21 protein-coding genes are annotated in these 19,581 nt (G+C 63.6%); 8 read left to right on the top strand and 13 right to left on the bottom strand.

What is annotated here, in order from left to right:
- The first annotated feature begins 2 nt into the window (after window positions 1–2).
- Window positions 3–407 (top strand): (R)-mandelonitrile lyase, encoded by a 405-nt coding sequence (locus AOQ71_RS31340; RefSeq protein ID WP_057755231.1) that lies wholly within the window; start codon window positions 3–5, stop codon window positions 405–407.
- Between the two features lie 10 nt (window positions 408–417).
- Here AOQ71_RS31340 and AOQ71_RS31335 read toward each other — a convergent pair whose 3' ends face one another.
- The 4 genes from AOQ71_RS31335 to AOQ71_RS31320 all read right to left on the bottom strand — a co-directional run bounded on the left by AOQ71_RS31335 (window position 418) and on the right by AOQ71_RS31320 (window position 3,325).
- Entirely contained in the window at window positions 418–774 is a 357-nt protein-coding gene (locus AOQ71_RS31335) for a hypothetical protein (protein WP_057755228.1), read from the bottom strand.
- A gap of 176 nt (window positions 775–950) precedes the next feature.
- Window positions 951–1,847: a DUF2147 domain-containing protein gene (locus tag AOQ71_RS31330; protein WP_057755225.1), complete on the bottom strand. Its 897-nt coding sequence runs from the start codon at window positions 1,845–1,847 to the stop codon at window positions 951–953.
- Between the two features lie 154 nt (window positions 1,848–2,001).
- A complete protein-coding gene (locus tag AOQ71_RS31325) occupies window positions 2,002–2,502 on the bottom strand; it encodes a hypothetical protein (protein WP_063958315.1) in 501 nt (166 codons plus the stop codon).
- A 1-nt stretch (window position 2,503) separates the two neighbouring features.
- Complete coding sequence (locus AOQ71_RS31320) at window positions 2,504–3,325, bottom strand: transporter substrate-binding domain-containing protein (protein ID WP_205668276.1); 822 nt, start codon at window positions 3,323–3,325, stop codon at window positions 2,504–2,506.
- A gap of 98 nt (window positions 3,326–3,423) precedes the next feature.
- Here AOQ71_RS31320 and AOQ71_RS31315 point away from each other — a divergent pair, with 98 nt between their 5' ends.
- Complete coding sequence (locus AOQ71_RS31315; RefSeq protein WP_057756686.1) at window positions 3,424–3,921, top strand: DUF1993 domain-containing protein; 498 nt, start codon at window positions 3,424–3,426, stop codon at window positions 3,919–3,921.
- Here AOQ71_RS31315 and AOQ71_RS46075 read toward each other — a convergent pair whose 3' ends face one another.
- From AOQ71_RS46075 to AOQ71_RS31285, 6 genes are all read right to left on the bottom strand, one after another.
- A complete protein-coding gene (locus tag AOQ71_RS46075) occupies window positions 3,922–4,410 on the bottom strand; it encodes a hypothetical protein (protein ID WP_057755222.1) in 489 nt (162 codons plus the stop codon).
- A 170-nt stretch (window positions 4,411–4,580) separates the two neighbouring features.
- A complete protein-coding gene (locus AOQ71_RS31305; protein WP_057755219.1) occupies window positions 4,581–5,570 on the bottom strand; it encodes a hydroxyacid dehydrogenase in 990 nt (329 codons plus the stop codon).
- 35 nt (window positions 5,571–5,605) lie between these two features.
- Complete coding sequence (locus tag AOQ71_RS31300; protein WP_057755215.1) at window positions 5,606–6,706, bottom strand: ABC transporter ATP-binding protein; 1,101 nt, start codon at window positions 6,704–6,706, stop codon at window positions 5,606–5,608.
- Window positions 6,707–6,726: 20 nt separating this feature from the next.
- The gene (locus AOQ71_RS31295; RefSeq protein WP_057755213.1) at window positions 6,727–7,638 is read right to left on the bottom strand and encodes a carbohydrate ABC transporter permease; all 912 of its coding nucleotides are present in this window, start codon (window positions 7,636–7,638) and stop codon (window positions 6,727–6,729) included.
- Window positions 7,638–8,576, bottom strand: coding sequence for a carbohydrate ABC transporter permease (locus AOQ71_RS31290; protein WP_057755210.1), 939 nt, complete (start codon window positions 8,574–8,576; stop codon window positions 7,638–7,640). The genes AOQ71_RS31295 and AOQ71_RS31290 overlap by 1 nt, the downstream gene beginning before the upstream one ends.
- Window positions 8,577–8,721: 145 nt before the next feature.
- On the bottom strand, window positions 8,722–10,062 hold the full coding sequence (locus tag AOQ71_RS31285) for an ABC transporter substrate-binding protein (protein ID WP_057755207.1): 1,341 nt from the start codon (window positions 10,060–10,062) through the stop codon (window positions 8,722–8,724).
- 477 nt (window positions 10,063–10,539) lie between these two features.
- On the opposite strand from AOQ71_RS31285, the gene AOQ71_RS31280 reads away from it, so the two are divergent.
- Window positions 10,540–11,358 carry a Spy/CpxP family protein refolding chaperone gene (locus AOQ71_RS31280; RefSeq protein ID WP_057755203.1) on the top strand — a complete coding sequence of 273 codons (819 nt, stop codon included), beginning with the start codon at window positions 10,540–10,542 and terminating at the stop codon, window positions 11,356–11,358.
- 125 nt (window positions 11,359–11,483) lie between these two features.
- The gene (locus AOQ71_RS31275) at window positions 11,484–11,861 is read left to right on the top strand and encodes a response regulator (protein ID WP_057755200.1); all 378 of its coding nucleotides are present in this window, start codon (window positions 11,484–11,486) and stop codon (window positions 11,859–11,861) included.
- Between the two features lie 83 nt (window positions 11,862–11,944).
- Here the strand turns inward: AOQ71_RS31275 and AOQ71_RS46450 are convergent, their stop codons facing one another.
- The 3 genes from AOQ71_RS46450 to glk all read right to left on the bottom strand — a co-directional run bounded on the left by AOQ71_RS46450 (window position 11,945) and on the right by glk (window position 13,608).
- Window positions 11,945–12,100, bottom strand: coding sequence for a hypothetical protein (locus tag AOQ71_RS46450; RefSeq protein ID WP_167354009.1), 156 nt, complete (start codon window positions 12,098–12,100; stop codon window positions 11,945–11,947).
- A 208-nt stretch (window positions 12,101–12,308) separates the two neighbouring features.
- Window positions 12,309–12,512: a hypothetical protein gene (locus AOQ71_RS31270; RefSeq protein WP_057755196.1), complete on the bottom strand. Its 204-nt coding sequence runs from the start codon at window positions 12,510–12,512 to the stop codon at window positions 12,309–12,311.
- Window positions 12,513–12,639: 127 nt separating this feature from the next.
- Entirely contained in the window at window positions 12,640–13,608 is a 969-nt protein-coding gene (gene glk, locus AOQ71_RS31265; protein ID WP_057755194.1) for a glucokinase, read from the bottom strand.
- 247 nt (window positions 13,609–13,855) lie between these two features.
- Here glk and pncA point away from each other — a divergent pair, with 247 nt between their 5' ends.
- The 4 genes from pncA to AOQ71_RS31245 all read left to right on the top strand — a co-directional run bounded on the left by pncA (window position 13,856) and on the right by AOQ71_RS31245 (window position 19,162).
- Entirely contained in the window at window positions 13,856–14,482 is a 627-nt protein-coding gene (gene pncA, locus AOQ71_RS31260) for a bifunctional nicotinamidase/pyrazinamidase (RefSeq protein ID WP_245317279.1), read from the top strand.
- 13 nt (window positions 14,483–14,495) lie between these two features.
- Entirely contained in the window at window positions 14,496–15,614 is a 1,119-nt protein-coding gene (locus AOQ71_RS31255) for an alpha/beta fold hydrolase (RefSeq protein ID WP_057755191.1), read from the top strand.
- 130 nt (window positions 15,615–15,744) lie between these two features.
- A complete protein-coding gene (locus AOQ71_RS31250) occupies window positions 15,745–17,808 on the top strand; it encodes an NAD(+) synthase (RefSeq protein ID WP_057755186.1) in 2,064 nt (687 codons plus the stop codon).
- Window positions 17,809–17,884: 76 nt separating this feature from the next.
- The gene (locus AOQ71_RS31245) at window positions 17,885–19,162 is read left to right on the top strand and encodes a DUF1236 domain-containing protein (RefSeq protein ID WP_057755183.1); all 1,278 of its coding nucleotides are present in this window, start codon (window positions 17,885–17,887) and stop codon (window positions 19,160–19,162) included.
- Window positions 19,163–19,581 lie beyond the last annotated feature (419 nt).

Raw genomic sequence — 19,581 nt, 5'->3', positions numbered from 1 at the left:
CCATGGACATCACGCTCGCAGGTGCGCGGCCGACCCGCCGCGCGCCCAAGGAACACTTCACCGGCACCGTGTTGCAGGACCCCATCAACATGGCGCCTGCGCCGGCGCGGCTGAATGTCTCGCGCGTCTCGTTCGAGCCCGGCGCCCGCACCAACTGGCACCATCATCCGCTCGGCCAAACGCTCTATGTGATTTCGGGCGTCGGCCGCGTCCAGACCAAGGGCGGCCCTGTCAAGGAGATCCGTCCGGGCGACACCGTCTGGATCCCGCCAGGAGAAGTGCATTGGCACGGCGCCTCGCCTGATAACAGCATGTGCCATATCGCCATGCAGGAAGCCCTCGACGGCGTCTATTCGACCTGGCTCGAGCCGGTGACGGACTCCGAATACGGCGCGCCGCTGGGCTAGAGCGCGCCGCTTACATCCGCTCCGCGGTCCACGTGCCCGAGCACATAGTGCCACGCCATGTGCCGGAGCCGGAGGTACCGCTGAGCCGGCCGGAGCCGACGGCGTGCTTGACGCCGGTGCTCAAGGTGACGTTGATGCTGCCGGCATCGGCGACGCGGCCTGACGCCGTCACCGCCGCGCTGCTCGAGGCGATCTGGCCGTTGTTGATGCCGATCGCGACCGTAGCGCCATTGCCGCAGGTTTCACTGGACGACGAGATGCGAACATTCCATGTCCCGTCGAAGGTTGAGCCCGCGGCATCCGCCTGCGCGATCGGCAATGCGATCGCGATAATGATGGCGAAGAGACCCTTGCGAAATCCGTTCATGACACGCCCCTTTGGTTGACTATGCTGGGATCGTGTCACCGCCGCGGAATCCGCGATGTGAGGACTGTCACGCGCGCCAGATCCTCTGTGAGCTGACGCACATCACGGGCACCGTCGCAAAGCGAGGGGACCCGGATCACGGACCCCCAGTCTTTCTCGAAATTGTCGAACGCGATCTAGTTCACGCGCGTCCAGGTCTGGCCGCCGCAGAACATGCCGCCAAAGGCGCAGCCTTGCACGCGCAGGCGGTCCGTGCCCCGCAACGTGATGATCGAATCGTAGGTCGAGCCGCTGTTGGGATCGAGGATGCGGCCTGACCATTTCTGGTCCTTGCCGGGCTTCATGTTGATCAAAACCTGCTCGCCATTCTGGTTCGACTTGCTGTCGACCGAATAGCCGCACAGATTATTGCCGCACTGTTCGATGCGGACCTTGCCTTCCTTCTCCTCGGTGAGCCAGACGCCGAGCGGCGAATTGAGATCGCGTGCGGGGGCGGCTGCGGGGGGCGGCGGTGCGACGGCGGCGGCCTGAACAGGAGGAGGAGCCGGCGCGGGCGCTGGTTGCTGGACCGGTGCCGGAGGCGCGGCGGCGACGGTCGGCGCCGGTGGCGGGGGTGGTGCGGGCGGCACCGCAGCCACCGCTGGGGCTGCGCTCGGAGCCGGTTGCGGCGGCGGGACCATGTCTTCGGCCGGAGCCGTGCTGGCGGTTGCTGCCGCAGGTGGAACTGCCGGCGGGGGCGGCGCAGGCGGGGGTGCTGCGGCTGCCGGGGCGGGCGGCGCGGGAGCCTGTTCCGCGGCCGGAGGCGCGGCAAGCGGAGCCGGGGCCGGCGCGGGAGCAGCCGGCGCTTGCGGATCGACCTTGGCCTGCTGCGGCGCCTGCAGGTCCTGCTTGGTATCGTTCTTCCTGGCTTTCTTGGCCTTGCCCTGGCCGGTGTTGTCATACACGCCGGGGATCTGCACCGTGCCGCGGTCCGGATCGATGCGGATGGTGCGCCCGCCATACTCGAACGTGTACTGCGCCTGCGCTGCGGTGCTCGCCAAAAGGAATGCGGCCGTGGCCAACAGCTTCCTCATATTCCATCTCCCGAAAAGCTGGTCCCGCACCGACGCTTACGCCCCGGTTCACCTGCAAAAAGTGATCTAGATCACTGTCTCCGTGTGAGTCGTCTGCCGGGTGTCCCGGGTTCAATAACGCCGAACCCGGTCGAGAGTTGGACGGGTGGCCCAGCTAGTTTTCCGGGCAGCGCGAATCGGCGGCCTGCTCGGCACGGGCGAGGGCCACCGCGTTGGCCTTGTCGGCGTGGATCTCGACTGCGCCGAAGAGGCAGGCCTTGTCGCCGTTGATCGCAAACACCGAAAGCTCCTGGACTTGACGCTCGTCGTCACCGACCCGGCTCCAGGTCCGGATCACCGCGGCCTTGGGAACGCCGGCGCGCATGATCCACTGCATCTTGTCGCCAAAAGCCTTGCCGGCGCCGCGCCATTGCGCCGTCGGTCCCTGCACCTTCTCGATCGCACGCCTCGGCGCAATCGTGAGCGAGACGATGTTGCCCTCGTCGGCGAAGCGCACGACGTAGCCGGCCGGTCCCGGGCAGGTCCACAGACCGAACCCTTCCTTGGATTGGTCCTTGCAGGCGGGGCCCGTCGTGGGCGTGAAGGGCGTCTGCCCGAATGCGCTGCCGGCTCCCGCCAGCGCGAGTGCGGTCGCCCACGCGATCGTCAGCCGCATGCTAGTCGAACCAGGCCGCGTAGATCTTCCTGTAGCTGCCGTCCTCCATGGAGATGTGCAGCCACTGGTCGACGAAGGCTTTCAGCGCCATGTCGCGCTGCAGCCAGTAGGCCTTCTCCGAGAAGTCGAACGGCTTATCCGGATGCACCGCGCAGAGCACGCCTGAGTTCTGCTTCTGCTGGTAGCGGGTCTCGGAGGCATCCGTCATCATCAGGTCCGCGTTGCCCTTGGCGATCTCATGGAAGATCTCGGTGTTGTCAGGGAAGACCGTGATATCGGCGTCCTTGATGTTGGCGCGCGCGAACCGCTCATTGGTCCCGCCGGGATTGACGATAATTCGGGTGCCTTTCTTGTCGATGTCGGCAATGGACTGGTATTTGCCGACGTCGGCGCAGCGCGCGATCGGCGTCTTGCCCTCGCGCATGATCGGGATCGAGAAGTAGCCCTTCTTCTGGCGATCGAGCGTGACGGACACGCCTCCCATCGCGATGTCGAACTGGTCGGCCTCGAAATCCTTCATCAGCTTCGGCCAGGCTGTCGGCACGAACTCGACCTTGACGCCGAGCGCCTTGCCCAAAGCCTCCGCCATGTCGACGTCGAAGCCGGAGAACTGCTGCGTCGTCTTGTCCAGATAGGTGAAGGGCTTGTAGTCGCCGGTCATGCCGACGCGCAACGTGCCGCGCTTGATGATCTCGTCGAGCCGTGAGGGAGCCGGCTGCTCCGCTTGAGCTGCGAGGTTTGCCAGCACCATCACGGCCAAAGCCGCCAAGATTCGAACGGATATTCGAAGCGATATTCGAACAGTCATCTCTTTCCCACCCATGCCCAAGCTGTCATTGTGCAGCTCGTGGACGTGGATTTAGACCAGATGCCAGTTTCTGGCGAGACGGAATTGAAGGGAATCCCGGCGTGACGATCTCGATATACGAGGCCTCGGTCGGCCTCTTCGTACCGTATCTGCGCAACCTGTCCGCGCTGCTGGACAAAGGCGTGGTCTATGCCGAGGCTCGCAAGTTCGATCCGGCTGTGCTGCTCGGCATGCGGATGGCGCCGAACATGTACGATCTGGCGCAGCAGGTTGGTGAAGCCTGCCGCCATGCCACCGTCGCGCCGGCCTTGCTGGCGCAGTGCGAGCCGGTCGCGCTGCCGCCGCTGGAGCACGACATGGCCGGGCTTCAGGCGCGGATCGCTACCTCAATCGAGTTCATTGAGAGCCTGCCGCGCGCCGACATCGATGCGGCGGCGGAGCTGAGGGTCTTCTTCAAGCTGAAGAACGGGACCGAACTGCCCTTTACCGGGCGGACGCTGCTGCTCACCAACAGCATCCCGCAATTCTTCTTTCATGTCACGACTGCCTACGACCTGTTGCGGCACGCGGGCGTCGAGCTGGTGAAGAAGGATTTCCTCGGGCGTAAGTAGTTACGCCTCGCCCTTGCGCTCGTAATCGGCAAGTGAGCTGCGGCCGGAAATCTCGCTGCGCAGGAGTTCGAAGCGCCGGTGCGCCTCGCTCTCGTGTTCGTCGACGAAATGCACGGCGGCCTCGCTGGTCATCGGGCCGCTGACCACAGGAGCGGACTGCTCGCCGATGGTCTCGTGCACATAATATTGGCCGTCGTCGCCGCGATGGACCGTCCATTTCAGGCGGATCGCCACCATCGGCCCGGGACCGACCTTGCTGTAGCCGTCGGCGTCGGTGTGATCGGGCACCAGCGGCTGCTCCTCGACCACCGGATGCTCGTCATGCTCGTCGACGACGTGATGCTCCTCAACAGCCGAGTGCTCACCGACAGCGACTATCTCGGTCTCGCGAATGATCTCGGTTTCACGGACAACAAGGGTCTGCTCGGGGTGCTCGAAAATGCTGGCGATGGTCGCCAGCGCTTGGTCGGTCGGGTCGATCTCTGACAAGGGTCCATCCTCCAGCGCGACGCGGCCGGCAAGTCTGTCCCACTGCCGCCGCTGCCGGATACATTACGCGGGTTCGATTAAGGCTGAGTTGGGGCCCGATCTGCACCAAAATGGGACGCATTTTGGCCTTCCGAAGGCGGTCGGACAGGTCGACCGCCTTCGGATTTGCCTCAGCCGAGCACGTCCTGATTGATGATGTTCTGCCTGATCGGATCGCCGTCCAGCACACTCAGGATGTTGCGCGCGGTCTGCTCGCTCATGCGCTGGACCGCCTCGACGGTCACGCCGGCGACGTGCGGAGCCATGATGACGTTGGGCAGTGCGAACAGCGCATTGCTGACCGGTGGCGGCTCGACCTCGAACACGTCGATACCCGCGCCGGCGAGCTTGCCGGACACCAGCGCGTCGTAGAGTGCGGCCTCCTTGACGATGCCGCCGCGCGCAGTGTTGATCAGATAGGATCTCGGCTTCATCCGACCGATCCGCGCGGTGTCGAACAGGCCGACGGTCTCGGGCGTCTTCGGGCAGTGGATGGTGACGAAATCGGTGAGAGGCAGCGCGGCGTCGAGGTCGGTGACCGGATCGCATCCGGCCGCTTTGATATCGGCGGCGGGCTTATAGGGATCGTAGACCTGTACCTTCATCTCGAAGGCCAAACAGCGCTTTGCGGTGCGGCTGCCGATGCGGCCGAAGCCAATGATGAGCACGGTCTTGCCGTAGAGATCGAACGGCAGCATGCTGAGCCGCTCGGCCCATTTGCCGTCCTTGACGCAGGCATGCATCTCATTGGCGCGCTTGGCCAGCGTCAGCATCATGAACAGCGCCGCTTCCGCAACCGAAGGCGAGTTGGCGCTGCCCGCGACCATCAGCGGCACCTTGCGGCGGGAGAGCGCGGGCACATCGACAGCGTCGTAGCCGACGCCGATGCGGGTCACGACTTTCATGTCGCGGGCGGCCTCGAGCTCGGTCTCGCCAAAGGCGGTGGCGCCAAGCGCCACGCCGTGGACCGGCGCGTGGCTCTTGAGCAGGGCCTCAAAATCCTTGGCGGAGATCAGGTTCGCAAACTCGACGAGCTCGATATCGTCCCGCTGGGTGAGGAGAGCGCGTGCCCCTTGCGACAAGGTTTGTGTAACGAAAATCTTCTTCTTGTTGGTCGCCATCGCTCCCCGCCTGCTTCGAGCTTCCTAGACCGGCATCACAGCACGACGCCGGTCTCCTCGTTTAGCAGGTGCATATTGTTGAGGTCCATCGCCAAACGCATGGGAGCCCCGTCCTTGGCGCCGGCATTGGGATTGACGCGGCCGCACACCGGTGTGCCGTCGAGGCCGAAATAGACCAGCGTCTCCATCCCCATCGGTTCGGTGACGTCGAGCACGGTGTCGAAGGTCTCCACGCCCGGCTCCAGATGCGGATGCGACTCCGAAAGATGTTCGGGCCGGATGCCGAGCAGCAGTCTGTCGCTGCGCGGCAAAGCGTTGTAGCGCGCGGCGCGGGCCGGCGGCAGCGCGAAGGCGATGCGGTCGGTGAGGCGGATCCGGAGCGTGCCGCCGGCATCCTCCAGACGGCACGGAATGAAGTTCATCGCGGGCGAGCCGATGAAACCTGCGACAAAGCGCGTCGCCGGCTTGTGGTAGAGTTCGTTCGGCGTACCGATCTGCTCGATCCGCCCCTTGTTCATCACCACGACGCGGTCGGCCAGCGTCATCGCCTCGACCTGGTCGTGGGTGACGTAGACGGTCGTGGTGCGCACCTTCTGGTGCACCTTCTTGATCTCGATCCGCATCTGAACGCGGAGCTTGGCGTCCAGATTGGACAACGGCTCGTCGAACAGGAAGACCTTTGGGTTGCGCACGATGGCACGTCCCATGGCGACGCGCTGGCGCTGGCCGCCAGAGAGTTGCTTCGGCTTGCGGTCGATCAGGTCGGTGATGTCGAGCAAGCGGGCGGCTTCCGTCACCCGCGCCTTGATCTCGGCCTTGGGATAGTGCTTCAGCCGCAGCCCGAACGACATGTTCTCGGCGACCGTCATGTGCGGGTAGAGCGCGTAGTTCTGGAACACCATGGCGATGTCGCGGTCCTTCGGCGGCACGTCGTTGACGACGTCGCCGCCGATCATGATGTCGCCGTCGCTGATGTCCTCGAGGCCGGCGATCATGCGCAGCGTCGTCGACTTGCCGCAACCCGACGGCCCGACCAGCACGATGAACTCGTGGTCGGCGATATCAAGATCGATGCCGCGTACCGCTTCGACATCGTCGTAACGCTTGATCACCTTACGCAGGGAAACGTCGGCCATTGCACTTCAACCCCTCGATTTCAACCCTTCGTCGCGCCGGCGGTCAGGCCGGCAATGTAGTAGTCCATCAGGAAGGCGTAGATGATCAGCGGCGGCGCCGCGCCGAGCAGCGCGCCGGTCATGATCTGCCCCCAGTTGAAGACGTCACCCTTGATCAGCGTCGTGGTGATGCCGACCGGCAGCACCAGCTGGTCAACCGACGTCGTGAACACCAGAGGATAGAGGAATTGGGCCCATGACACCGTGAAGGCGAAGATCGTCGCCGCGATCAGCCCGGGCAGTGCCACCGGAATGAAGATCCGCAGCAGGGTCTGGAGCCAGGAGGCGCCGTCGATGATCGCGGCCTCATCCAGTTCTTTCGGAATCGAGGCGAAATAGCCGATCATGATCCAGGTGCAGAACGGCACGGTCAGCGTCGGATAGATGAATACCAGCACATACCAGCGATTCAGCAGCGTAATGCCGGTCAGGTCCTGGATGACTCCGAGCATCTTGAACAGCGGAATGAACAACAGGCTGTCCGGGATCAGATAGGTGAGGAAGACGCCGGTAGCCAGCGTTGCCGAACCCCAGAACTTCATTCGTGCCAGCGCAAACGCGGCGGGAATGCTGATCAGCATGGTCACGATCACGACCACGATCGAGATGATCGACGAGTTCCAGAAAAAGCGCAAAAACTGGTTCGAGGTCAGCAGCTCGACATAGTTCGACAGGGTGGGATGAAACACCCACCATGGATTGGTAGCCGCCGAAATCTCCGCGCTGCTCTTGAGCGAGGTGATCAGCATGTAAACTGGCGGCGTCAGGAAGAAGATCGCAAACAGCACCAGGAAGAAATAGGACCAGCGCAGGGCCCAGGCGCGATCCCGGCTCATGCTGCCGTATTTGACCTTGCGGCTCGGTCCGGCTTTGTCGATTGCCATCGTGCTCATCAGGCTTCATTCCCGCGTTTGGAGACGTCGCGCAGGATGAAGATCGCCGCGACCGCGAGGATCGGCACCATGAACAGCGAGACGCAGGCGCCGAGCGGAATGTCGCTGCTCTGGATGCCGACCTGGAATGCCCAGGTGGCGAACAGATGCGTCGTGTCCAGCGGTCCGCCCGAGGTCAGGATGCGCACGATATCGAAATTGGCGAAGGTGACGATCAGCGAGAACAGCGTGGTGATGGCGATGATGTTGCGCATCATCGGCAGCGTGACGTACCAGATCTTCTGCCACCAATTGGCGCCGTCGATCGCTGCCGCCTCATAGAGCTGGTCGGGAACCGATTTGAGCGCGGCCAGATACATGATCAGGAAGAACGGCGCGCCGTACCAGACGTTGACGAGGATGACGGAGAAGCGGGCCCAGAAAGTCTCGCCAAGCCAGGGGATCGGGCCGACGCCAAAGTAGGAGAGGGTGTAATTGAAGGCGCTGTAAGAGGGGTCGAACAGCCAGAGCCAGGCCAGCGTGCTCATCGCCGGCGGAATAACCCAGGGCACCAGCAGCATGCCGCGCCATTTGCGCTGCTTCTTGCCGGGAATGTTGTGGACGAAATGGGCGACGATGAAGCCGATCAGTGCCTTGAAGATCACGGCGGTGATCGCGAAGATGCAGGACTGCTTCACCACCATCCAAAACGTCTCGCGCTTGAACAGGAAGGTGAAGTTGCCGAGGCCCACGAACTTCGTCATCGCCTTGTTCAGCGTCGCCAGATAGAGCGAAAAGAAGGCGGGATAGAGCACGAGTAGCGCGATCAGGAGGATCAGCGGCAGCGTCAGGAGGAATGCAACCGTCGATTTGCGCCCGAGCGTATTGCGCAGGCTCGATCCCTTCCGCGCGCCTGTCGCACGAGCGATGCGACCTTGCTCAACGACGACATCGGCCATATCAGGTTCCTTGGATCAGCTTCCTTGTGAACAAACGGTCGAACGGCGAAGTCGGTCGTGGGATCGGCTTCGCTCTCATGCGGGCAGCAATGTCGGCGGCACGGATAGCTTGCGCAGGGTCGCGCAAGCTATCCGCATTGGCCGTCTAGCTCCGCATGAAGCCTTCGCACTCGCCCTCAGCCCAGGCGAGCGACTGCTCCAGCGTTTCGCCGCGGGCAAAGCGCAACGCCATCTTGGTCAACGTCGCCTGGAAGTAGATCTGCTGCGCGATTTTCGGCGGCGCCGGTGAGGCCGCGATCGAGAGCGTCTGTTGCCGGTAGGGGTCCGGATAGTGAAACAGCGTCCCCTTCGGCGGACCTTCCTCGGCCCAGGTCTTGAGCTTCGTCAGGTTCGCATAGGCCGGCAGGTCATAGCCGCCGCTCACCGCGACGAATTTCTCGATCGCCGCGGGCGAGGACAGGTGAACGAGCAGGCTCTTGGCCGCTTCCTTGTTCTTGCCAAAGCTCCAGACGCCCCAGAAGTAAGGCAGGAAGGGTGCAAAACGTCCCTTCGGGCCCGCCGGGAAGCCGTGAGTCCAGCACTGCTCGGCAACCTGGGGCGCATCGCGCTTGGCAACCGCCCAGGCGCTGGGTGGATTCATGATCAGCGCGCCGCGTCCGGAGATCAGCCATTTGTTGTTCGATGCGTCGTCCCAGGACGGCGCGTCCGGGGGCAGGAACGCGATCAGCTTCTTGTAATACTCCATGGCCTGGCGAACCTGGTCTGTCTTGATCGTGATATCGCCCTTGGCGTTGACGAGTTCGGCGCCGAACGACTGGAAGATTGCGCCGGCGGTGTCGACGCTGTCGGTGGTTTCGCCGAGGCCGATGCCGAACGGGAAGCCGCCCTTCTGGCAGGCCTCCGCGGCCTTCAGGAACGTATCCATGGTCCAGTTGTCCGCCTTGGGCGGGCTGCCGGCCGGATACATTTCCTGGACGTCGATGTTGGCAAACTTCTTCATCAGGTCGATGCGCGTGCAGGGGCCTTTGATCTGGCTGCCGGGCGTCGCCGGCACCGCGAGCCATTTGCCGCCCGACTGCGCAAGATATTTGACCGTGCCGTTCACCTCGCCGTTCTGCTTGATGAGCGGCTCCATCACGTCGTTGAGCGGCTCGAGATTCTCGGAATAGGCGTGCGGCCACCAGCTCGGCATCTGAAGAATGTCGTGACCCGATTTGGCCTGTGCTTCGGCCGCCGCGGTCAGCTCAATCTTCTTGTTGTTGCTGGTGATGTAGTCGATCGAAACCTCGACCTTTTCCTTCGCGGCCCATTCGTTGACCAGATCGGTCGAGGCCTGGTTGGCGCCGGGCACCCAATGGTCCCAGAAGCCGATCGAAAGTTTACCGGCAGCGTAAGCGCCCCGGACATACGGCGCCGTGATCAGCGCCGCGGAGGACATTGCAGTGGCAGCTACAAATTGACGTCGTGTCAGCTTTTTGCGTGACATCTCGTTTCCTCGTCTTGGTGTTGTTTATTGTTCTGTCGTTTCCTCTGAATTTCCCAAGTTTGTTCTTTGATTTTATTGTTGGACGTTTCTTGTTGGCCTCGTTGTCTCCAGCGCTAAGTCACGCAGGGGACGCGGCAAATTGGTAGCGCGATCAGATCATGATTGATCGCATCTGTCGAGAAAGCCTGATGCACCGCTCTCTAGAACTAACGTTGTGTATGGGACGCGACAGCGGCTGCGTCGCGGCGTGAGCCGCGGCAGCCCTTATTGCGACGCACACGTCGGGCGAAGCCGCCAATTGCTCCGTGCGCAATTACGCCGCAGTTCCAAATGAGCTTGCATTGCCGCCGAAGGTCTTTCCAACGGGACAGTGATGGTCCGTAGCTAGACCTCGGCTCGGCGAAAACTGTAGAGTTGCAACCGGCAGGCCGCCTGCCGTTTCCTTAAGAAGGCAAGCAGATCGAAATGGAAACCCAAATGATCAACCCGGCGCCGCCCGTGCGGCTTGGCCTGCGACGATGGCTTGCGCTCGGGTCCGTGCTGACACTCCTCGTCGGCGCGACCGCAGTCGCGAATGCACAAGGTTTGGTCAAGGGCGTCCAGGACGGCGCCGCAGCCGGTAACAAGGCGGCCGGTCCTGTCGGAGGCGTCCTCGGCGGCGCCATCGGCGGCGTGGTCGGCGTCTTCACCGGCGTGCTCGGCGTCGGGAACAACAACAGCGGCCAGGCGCCGGCCGCCAAGGACGCCAGCAAGGATTCAGGCAAGGACGCCAAGCAGCCGGGCGCTGCCAAGGACAAGGATGCCAAAGGCGCCAAGGAGGCGGCAAAAGGCGCCAAGGGGGCCAAGCCGACCAAGGAAGCCAAGAACGCCCCCCAGGACAGCAAGGACAGCAAGGACAACAAGGACGTCACGGTCCTGACCCAGCCCGGCGCGCCGCAACTGACCGCCGAACAGATCGTCGCCAACAGCGATTCCTATATCGAGCGGATCAAGACCGAGCTGAATCTCACGCCCGATCAGGAGAAGCACTGGTTCGGCTTCTCCAGTGCCATGCATTATCTCGGGCACAATGGCGCTGAGCGACTCAACCTGCGGATGGAGCGGGCCAAGCGCGATCCGCCCGACGACATCATCGAGCAGATGCGCAACGAGGCGCAGTTCCTGATCGACCGCGCTGCCGACCAGCGCAATGTCGCCGATGCGGCCGAGCCGCTGTATTCGAGCCTCGATGACAAGCAGAAGCAGGTGTTCATTCAGGAGATGGTTCGCCTCAGCCATGAGCGCGGGCTGGATTGACCAGACTGGATTGATCGAGCCTGAATCGGATTGCATGCATTCGTGGAAATTGAAGGCCACGAATTCGTGTATCCTTTTCGCAAATCGGGTATGCTTAGCTTTGCAGCGAGGCTTGCGGGGTTGATATGGCGGACGGACTCTCCGTTTTCCTGGTCGAAGACGAGGCGTTGATCCGGATGATGATGGCTGACATGGTGGAAGAGCTTGGCCACCATGTCGTCGCAGAAGCGGACAATGTCCGCGATGCGAGCGCCTTTGCGATGACCGCGCAGTACGATTTCGCGATCCTCGACATCAATCTGATGGGTGTTTATGTCGATCCGGTCGCCGATCTGATCGAGCGGCGCGGCAAGCCGTTTCTGTTTGCCACCGGCTACGGGCCGGAATTGCTGCCGTCCTTGCTCCGGCGCCGACCCATTCTCCGCAAGCCGATCGCGCTCGATCAGCTCAAGAGCATCATCGACGCGCTGTTTCCGGACATGCCTGCCAAAGTCCCGCACTGACTCTGTCGACGGTGCAGGCATCGGGCACGAAAATGGCCGCCCGGAAGGGGCGGCCATGTCCCGACGGACAATCCGTCAGGGATTCACATCAGGCCGGCGCTGAGGTCGACGCCGTGGGCCATCAGGCTGAAGGAGGCAATGAGGCCCAGGCAGCAGAAGATGGCAATCGCTTTAAAAGAATAATCGTTCGACCGGGTCTGGATGGCAGCCGGCATTTCGGCGAGCGAAATCATGCTCATGGTCATTCCCCCTCTGTTTGATCCTGAATTGCATCAGGTGAGGGAACTTCTAGAGCAGAAAGTTTGATACAGGATTGCCAGGGATCCTTAACGGAATCGCAATCGATCGCGGACTTCTCGCAGCAGGCAGCAGGCAGCAGGCAGCAGGCAGCAGGCAGCAGGCAGCAGGCAGCAGGCAGCAGGCAGCAGGCAGCAGGCCTTGCAAGCCTTAGTTGCGGCCGCCCCGCAGCACCGTCGCGATGGTGTGGGCCGTCATCGCCGCGCGGTCCGAGGCGCGCTGTGCAGCCAGGCGGTCCCGCGCTTTTTCCTCGATCAACAGCTCGATCAGCGCCATCCGCTTGGTTTCATCGTCTGCCTCGGTCAGCAGCCGGTGATAGCGGTGATAGTCGAATCCAACATCCTGCTTACGCATGTCACGCCCCCGGCACGTTACGCCACACACGCCAGGATTGTTTCCTATCGGACGCCTGAGGGCAAGCACGATCAGCGTGGAACTGCGAATTGAAGCGCTGGAGAGCGCCGATGCGAGGCGGCCGCCCTCAATCGAGATTGTGGTCGGCGAACATCTTCAGGCCGACGAAGCTTGCATCAGGCTTCATGACGAGGCGCGTCGGGATGTTGCGCAAGTAATCCTGGAAGCGCCCCTTGGCCTCGAAACGCGCGCGGAACGCTGAAGCCGAAAGGAATCCCGGAAAGCGCGGCACGATTCCACCGGCAATGTAGACGCCGCCCCTGGAGCCGAAGGTCACCGCGAGATTGCCGGCGACGGAGCCGAGGATGGCGCAAAACATCTCCAGCGTCGCGCGGCTGAGCTCGCAAGAACCGTCCAGCGCGGCCTTGGTGATGCCAGCCGCGTCGCGTTGCGGCACCTGGGCTTCATCGACCTCGGCTATCGCCTCGTAGAGGGATTGCAGCCCAGAACCGGACAGGGCGCCGCGCTCGATCGAGACATGGCCGAAGCGCCGGCGCATCGCGGCGATCACCCGTTCTTCGCGCTCGTTCTCCGCCGGCAAGGTGGCATGCCCAGCCTCGGTGACGACAGCGAGCCGGGAGCCGTGGCGCTCGACCAGGCAGGAGACGCCAAAACCGGTCCCGGGCCCGACCACCAGCAGTGGCTCTCCAGGCATGCCGTCCTGCCCGCCGAGCGGAATCAGGTCGGCCGGCTGCAGGGCGGGCAGGGACCAGGCCACCACCTCGAAATCGTTGAGCACATGGACGCTGTCGAAGCCGAGCGCCGGCCGGAGCTCGTTGCCGTCGATCACCCAGGGACTGTTGGTCATGACGCAGCGATTATTGGTGACGGGGCCGGCGACGGCGAGGACGGCCCTGACAGGCTTCTCGCTGTCGGCCCGCCGCAGCACGTCGGTGATGGCCTCGCGGACCGTTGGATGGTCGGCGACCTTCACATAGTCGATCGGTCCGATCTGCTCGCCATTGCTCAGCGCGAAGCGCGCATTGGTGCCGCCGATATCGGCGAGAAGAATGTTTCCTGTCTTGCCGATACTCATGGCCTTGTGGCTGNGCCGTGGCCTTTGGCCACAGGAACCCATCTCCTCTGCTTCGTTGCTCCGATCCGTATTGCGGCGGATATCAGAGATTCCGCGGTCAGGTACAGCTAGTCAACACGGTCGTCCGCAAAGCGTTGCATTCAAGGCGGTGGTTGCGAAGCCGCCCGGGAAGGTCGACATTGGCGAGAGCGGCCGGCGCCCGATGCGCCGGGCGGATGGCATTAGACTTGCGATTGGGACCCTCTCGATGAAGATATCCGACCGCGACGTGCTGCTGGTGATCGATGTGCAGAACGATTTTTGCACCGGAGGGGCGCTCGCCGTTCCCGGCGGTGAGAAGGTCGTGCCCGCCATCAACCGGATCGCCCAAAAATTCGCCAATGTGGTGCTGACGCAGGACTGGCATCCGGGCGACCACGTCTCCTTCGCGGCGAACCATCCGGGCAAGCAGCCGTTTCAGACCATCGAGCTCGACTATGGCACCCAGGTGCTGTGGCCGACCCATTGCGTCCAGGGCACGGCTGGCGCCGAATTTCATCGGGATCTGGACCTGACGCGGGCAAGCCTGGTGGTGCGCAAGGGCTTTCGCCGCGGGATCGATTCCTATTCGGCGCTGTTTGAGAACGACAAGAAGACGCCGACCGGCCTCCTTGGCTATTTGCGCGAGCGCGAGCTGAAGACCGTCTTCGTGGCTGGACTCGCGCTCGATTTTTGCGTCCGCTTTTCCGCGGAGGATGCCCGCAAGGCTGGCTTCGAAGTTGTGGTCATTGAGGACGCTTGCCGCGGCATCGACCTCAACGGCTCGGTCGCGGCGACCCATCGCAGCTTTAAGGAGGTCGGCATTTCCACCATCAGCTTGGAGGCGTTCCTGTGAGGATCATCAGGTAATGGCGGCGGAGAAGAGCGGAGAGCGGCCCGGCGAGGCGCGGCGTGGCCCTGATGACCCCATGCTGTGGCCGTTTGCGGCGGCAAAGCTCGCGATGGACGCCTGCTTCTGGTGGCTGGAACGCCGTCCGGCCGAGCAGAGTGGGAGCGAGCTGCCCTGGACCACATCAGGCACCGTGGCGCTGGAGCTTGCCACCATGCGGCTGCGCGATTGCGCGCGGACGCGATCCGGCCAGCCGGCGCTGGTGTGTGCGCCCTATGCGCTGCACCGGGCCCTGATTGCCGATTTCGCATCCGGTCACAGCGTGGTGCAGTCGCTGCAACAGGGCGGTATCGATCGGGTCTATCTCACCGACTGGCGCTCGGCCACGCCTGAGATGCGCCACTTCTCGATCGATAGCTATCTGTCCGATCTCAACGTCGCCGTCGACGAGATCGGCGCGCCGGTCGATCTGGTCGGCCTGTGCCAGGGCGGCTGGCTGTCGCTGCTCTACGCAGCGCGTTTCCCGGCCAAGGTGCGGCGGCTGGTGCTGGTTGGTGCGCCGGTCGACCTCTCGGTCGAGTCCAGGCTGGCGCAGCTTGCCCGCAATGCACCCGAGATGGTCTACGATCAGCTCGTCGCCCGCGGTGGCGGTAATGTCAGTGGCGAGGAGATGCTCCATGTCTGGTCGAAGGCGCCCGGCCCCGACGACGTCGCAGCGGCGTTGCAGCGAGACCTCTCGGACGAGGAGGGGGCGGCCCTGCTGGCGCGCTTCGATCGCTGGAACAGCGAAACGCTCAATTTGCCCGGCGTCTATTATCTTCAGATCGTGAATTGGATCTTTCGCGAGAACCGGATCGCATCAGGCCAGTTCATCGCGCTCGGCCGCGCGATCGACCTGAGGGATGTCAGGGCACCGGTGTTCCTTCTGGCCGGGCTTGACGACGACGTCGTACCGGTCGCGCAGGCTTTTGCCACAGCGAAGCTCCTCGGCACGCCGCCGGCTTTCATTGCAGCACGCTCCGAGCCGAGCGACCATCTCGGCCTGTTCATGGGGGCGCGGACCCATGCCCATGCCTGGCCCCGCATCGCCGAATGGCTGCGCAACGACCTCGCCGGCCTGCTGGCGCGCAGCGCCTGACATCAGGCGTGGCTTGCAGATCCGTTATGCATGATGGCCGATGGCCTGCACGGGGCCGGGTCGATGGGCTACATAGACTCCAGCGTCGGCCGAGGCTGGCTTCTGGCAAGATTTAAGGGTCCTTTGCGCGATGAGCTTCCACTCGATCTACGCCCATGGCTTTGCGCGCGTTGCAGCCTGCGTCACCACCTCCCATGTGGCCGATCCCGCGGCCAACGCGGAGGCGGTGATCGCGGCGGCGAAGACCTGCGACGCGCGGTCGGTCGCGGTTTCAGTGTTTTCCGAGCTGTGCCTGTCCGGCTACGCCATCGAGGACCTCGTCCAACAGGATCCGCTGCTCGATGCGGTCGAGCGCGGGCTGGCCTCGATCGTCGAGGCCTCTGCAGGCCTGATGACCGTGCTGGTCGTCGGCGCCCCGCTGCGCTTCGGCGTCAGCATCTATAATTGCGCCGTCGTCATCCACCGCGGCAGCATTCTCGGCGTCGTGCCCAAGAGCTATCTGCCGACCTATCGCGAATTCTACGAGGGCCGCCATTTCGCTTCGGGCGCCGGCGTCACCGGCGAGGCGATCGCCATCGGCAAGCTCCGGGCGCCATTCGGCACCGACCTGCTGTTCGCGGCCGAGGATGTCCCTGGCCTCACCATCGGCGTCGAGATCTGCGAGGACATGTGGATTCCGGTGACGCCGGCCTCCGAGCTGGCGCTGGCCGGCGCCAGCGTGTTGATCAACCTCTCCGGCAGCCCGATCACGATCGGGCGGGCACGCTCGCGGGCGCTGCTCTGCCAGTCGACCTCGGCGCGCTGCCTTGCGGCCTATGTTTATTCCGCTGCAGGCGCCGGCGAATCCACCACGGATCTCGCCTGGGACGGCCAGACCTCGATCTATGAGAACGGCGTGCTGCTGGCCGAGGGCGAGCGCTTCAGGCAAGACGGCCAGATCACGATGGCCGACGTCGACCTCGACCTGCTCAGGCAGGAGCGCGCCTTGATGGGCACGTTCGACGACAATCGCCGCCAGCGCGAGGCGCTATTCCGGAAAGTGACATTTGCCCTGAAGCCGCCGTCTGCGGATATCGGCTTCCTGCGCAAGGTCGAGCGTTTCCCGTTCGTGCCGAACGATGAGCATTTGCTCGAGCAGGATTGCTACGAGGCCTACAACATCCAGGTCGCGGGCCTTGTGCAGCGCATGCGCGCCACCGGCATCAAGCGTGTCGTGATCGGCGTCTCCGGCGGCCTCGATTCCACCCATGCGCTGATCGTCGCCGCCAAGGCCATCGACCTGCTCGGCCTGCCGCGCGAGAATATCCTCGCCTACACCATGCCGGGCTTCGCGACAGGCAGCGAGAGCAAGACCAACGCGCTGGCCCTGATGAAGGCGTTGCAGACCACCTGGCAGGAACTCGACATCCGCACCACGGCGACGCAGATGCTGAAGGATATCGGCCATCCCTTCGGCAAAGGCGAGAAGGTCTACGACGTCACCTTCGAGAACGTGCAGGCGGGTCTGCGCACAGACTATCTGTTTCGACTCGCCAACCATCATGGCGGCATCGTCATCGGCACCGGTGATCTCTCCGAGCTCGCGCTCGGCTGGTGCACCTATGGCGTCGGCGACCAGATGGCGCATTACAATGTCAACGCCGGTGTGCCGAAGACGCTGATCCAGCATCTGATCCGCTGGGTGATTACATCGAAGCAGTTCAGCGCCGACGTGAATGCAACCCTGGCCTCGATCCTCGCGGCCGAAATCTCGCCGGAGCTGGTTCCAGTGAAACCGGGTGAGAAGCCGCAAAGCACAGAGGCTTCCGTCGGGCCCTACGAATTGCAGGATTTCAACCTGTTCTACACGCTACGCTTCGGCATGCGGCCGTCCAAGATCGCCTTCATGGCACTCCAGGCGTGGAAGGATGTCGCCGCGGGCGAATGGCCCCCGGCATTCCCGGCCGACAAGCGCAGAGCCTATGACCTTGCGGAGATCCGCCGCTGGCTCGAGGTGTTCCTGCGCCGCTTCTTCGCCTTCAGCCAGTTCAAGCGCTCGGCGATGCCAAACGGGCCAAAAGTTTCAGCCGGCGGCTCGCTCTCGCCGCGCGGCGACTGGCGTGCACCGTCGGATTCGAGCGCGGCGGCATGGCTTGAGGATCTCGAGCGGAACATGCCCAACCCCTCGACGTCAGTGCCTACCGAAACCCAATAGCGACGTTCCCGCTCAGGAACATTCGCACCGACAGAGCGTTCGCGTCTGTCATTGCGATTTGTCCAGGAGAGGGACCATGCGTAAGCACTTGATGTTATCGACCGCGGCGATTGGACTTATGCTCGCATCCGGCGTTGCCTATTCTCAGGCGCCCGAGCGCAAGGACGAGCAGAAACGGACCGAGGAACCGGCCAAGAGCGCTGCGCCGCAGCGCGGTGGCGCCGGCCAGGAACGCGCCCAAGAACGCGCCCAGGAACGCGTGCAGGGTGGGCAGGAGAAGCTTCAAGGCGCAGCCCGCGAGGAGAAAGGCGGCGCTGCCAAGCATGAGGCTAGCGAGGACAAGCGTCAGCCGGCCACCGCTGCCGAGCACAACGCGCCGAATGCCAGGGAGCAGGCGCAAGAATCCCGCGAGCCATCGAAGGATCGCAGCCGGGAGGCTGAAAGCGCGAAATCGGGCCACGACGCCGACAAGAACCGCGCCGAGACCAAGTCGGACAAGTCTGCGCCGCAGAAATCAACCGCCGAGACCGAGAAATCCAGAAGCGGTCCCGCTGCTCAGCAGAACGAGCGCACGGGAGCCGCGGCCAACCAGGGCGAGCGTAACCAGACCCAACCTCCGCGCAACGCCGCGCAGCAGAGCCCTGCGCAACAAGGCAATCGGCCGGCCAGCGCAGCCGACACGAGCCGGACGCCGCCAACCAACAATGCACAGAGCGCACCGGCCGCCACCGGGACGCAAACCAATCAAGCCAGTCAAACCAGCCAGACCAACACGCAGGTCAGCCAGCAGACCCGGGTGAACTCCGAAAAGCAGGTGCAAATCTCGGAACGACTGAGCCGCGAGCGCCTGGCGGAGCCGGAGCGCAACCTGAACATTTCGATCCGCGCCGGCGAGACAATTCCCCCGCACGTGCATCTGTACAGGCTGCCGCCCGAGATCGTCTCGATCGAGCCGGAATATCGCGACTATGAGTATTTCGCGACGGATGATGACGTCGTCATCGTGGATCCGCGGACGCATCGCATCGTCAGCCAGGTGCCTCGCGATCCGTCGCGAGCCCGCGCGGAGATGAGCGGCAGTGCATCAACCAGCATGGCCGCGACCGGCGGCAGCAACGCAAGCAGCAGCGTCAATTGCCGGATCATGCGGCGTGATGCCTCGGGCAACGTGGCCGAAGTCGAACCGTCAACGGTGGGCTCGAGTGCGCGGACCGATTCACTGAGCGTGACGGTTCAGATGCCCGGCGGCGGCTCATCCGCCCCGATTCCGCTCGGCGCCGCCGCTGGCGATATCGTGGTCGCAACGCAGGGGCAGGGCGATTGCACGGTGACCATCGAGCCGCAAACCCGCTGAGCGCGGGACGCTCAACGATTTCGCGCGCCGCGCGGCTCATAAAGCCGGGGGCGCGAAATTGCGTTCGAAGTAAAAAGCTTCGAGGTCCGGAGTGCCTAGGAGTCCGGACCTCGTCACCTTGCCCCAGCCTTCAATCCCCCGCCCCATGCGGTCCCCCAACCCCATAGTGCGCGATCAGAGGATGATGCCCTTGGAAGTGGCCGCCGATCGATGAGCGTGATGTACGCGAGGTCCCGATAGGATTCCATTCCGGAGCACTACGGACGAGAATACCGTTGCGCTCTTGGCTCATCATGTGCAGCCGCATCGTGCGTTTGGCGCGAACCGAGGTTGAGGTGTGTAAGGCTGCTCATCACGGCGCTCGCGACGTTCGCCTCCAAGCCCGCGCCGGGAGCAGGGGAGCTCTGTCCGATCCAAGT

Source organism: Bradyrhizobium manausense (genome assembly GCF_001440035.1).
In the GTDB taxonomy this organism is placed as follows: domain Bacteria; phylum Pseudomonadota; class Alphaproteobacteria; order Rhizobiales; family Xanthobacteraceae; genus Bradyrhizobium; species Bradyrhizobium manausense.
Note: the sequence above shows the minus strand (reverse complement) of the source record. Positions and strands in the feature narration are given on the sequence as shown.

Bases quoted from the DNA above. Each gene is read 5' to 3' on its own strand.
- AOQ71_RS31340 (WP_057755231.1), top strand. From the start codon at position 3: ATGGACATCACGCTCGCAGGTGCGCGGCCGACCCGCCGCGCGCCCAAG.
- AOQ71_RS31335 (WP_057755228.1), bottom strand. From the start codon at position 774: ATGAACGGATTTCGCAAGGGTCTCTTCGCCATCATTATCGCGATCGCA.
- AOQ71_RS31330 (WP_057755225.1), bottom strand. From the start codon at position 1,847: ATGAGGAAGCTGTTGGCCACGGCCGCATTCCTTTTGGCGAGCACCGCA.
- AOQ71_RS31325 (WP_063958315.1), bottom strand. From the start codon at position 2,502: ATGCGGCTGACGATCGCGTGGGCGACCGCACTCGCGCTGGCGGGAGCC.
- AOQ71_RS31320 (WP_205668276.1), bottom strand. From the start codon at position 3,325: ATGGGTGGGAAAGAGATGACTGTTCGAATATCGCTTCGAATATCCGTT.
- AOQ71_RS31305 (WP_057755219.1), bottom strand. From the start codon at position 5,570: ATGGCGACCAACAAGAAGAAGATTTTCGTTACACAAACCTTGTCGCAA.
- AOQ71_RS31300 (WP_057755215.1), bottom strand. From the start codon at position 6,706: ATGGCCGACGTTTCCCTGCGTAAGGTGATCAAGCGTTACGACGATGTC.
- AOQ71_RS31295 (WP_057755213.1), bottom strand. From the start codon at position 7,638: ATGAGCACGATGGCAATCGACAAAGCCGGACCGAGCCGCAAGGTCAAA.
- AOQ71_RS31290 (WP_057755210.1), bottom strand. From the start codon at position 8,576: ATGGCCGATGTCGTCGTTGAGCAAGGTCGCATCGCTCGTGCGACAGGC.
- AOQ71_RS31285 (WP_057755207.1), bottom strand. From the start codon at position 10,062: ATGTCACGCAAAAAGCTGACACGACGTCAATTTGTAGCTGCCACTGCA.
- AOQ71_RS31280 (WP_057755203.1), top strand. From the start codon at position 10,540: ATGATCAACCCGGCGCCGCCCGTGCGGCTTGGCCTGCGACGATGGCTT.
- AOQ71_RS31275 (WP_057755200.1), top strand. From the start codon at position 11,484: ATGGCGGACGGACTCTCCGTTTTCCTGGTCGAAGACGAGGCGTTGATC.
- AOQ71_RS46450 (WP_167354009.1), bottom strand. From the start codon at position 12,100: ATGAGCATGATTTCGCTCGCCGAAATGCCGGCTGCCATCCAGACCCGG.
- AOQ71_RS31270 (WP_057755196.1), bottom strand. From the start codon at position 12,512: ATGCGTAAGCAGGATGTTGGATTCGACTATCACCGCTATCACCGGCTG.
- glk (WP_057755194.1), bottom strand. From the start codon at position 13,608: ATGAGTATCGGCAAGACAGGAAACATTCTTCTCGCCGATATCGGCGGC.
- pncA (WP_245317279.1), top strand. From the start codon at position 13,856: ATGAAGATATCCGACCGCGACGTGCTGCTGGTGATCGATGTGCAGAAC.
- AOQ71_RS31255 (WP_057755191.1), top strand. From the start codon at position 14,496: ATGGCGGCGGAGAAGAGCGGAGAGCGGCCCGGCGAGGCGCGGCGTGGC.
- AOQ71_RS31250 (WP_057755186.1), top strand. From the start codon at position 15,745: ATGAGCTTCCACTCGATCTACGCCCATGGCTTTGCGCGCGTTGCAGCC.
- AOQ71_RS31245 (WP_057755183.1), top strand. From the start codon at position 17,885: ATGCGTAAGCACTTGATGTTATCGACCGCGGCGATTGGACTTATGCTC.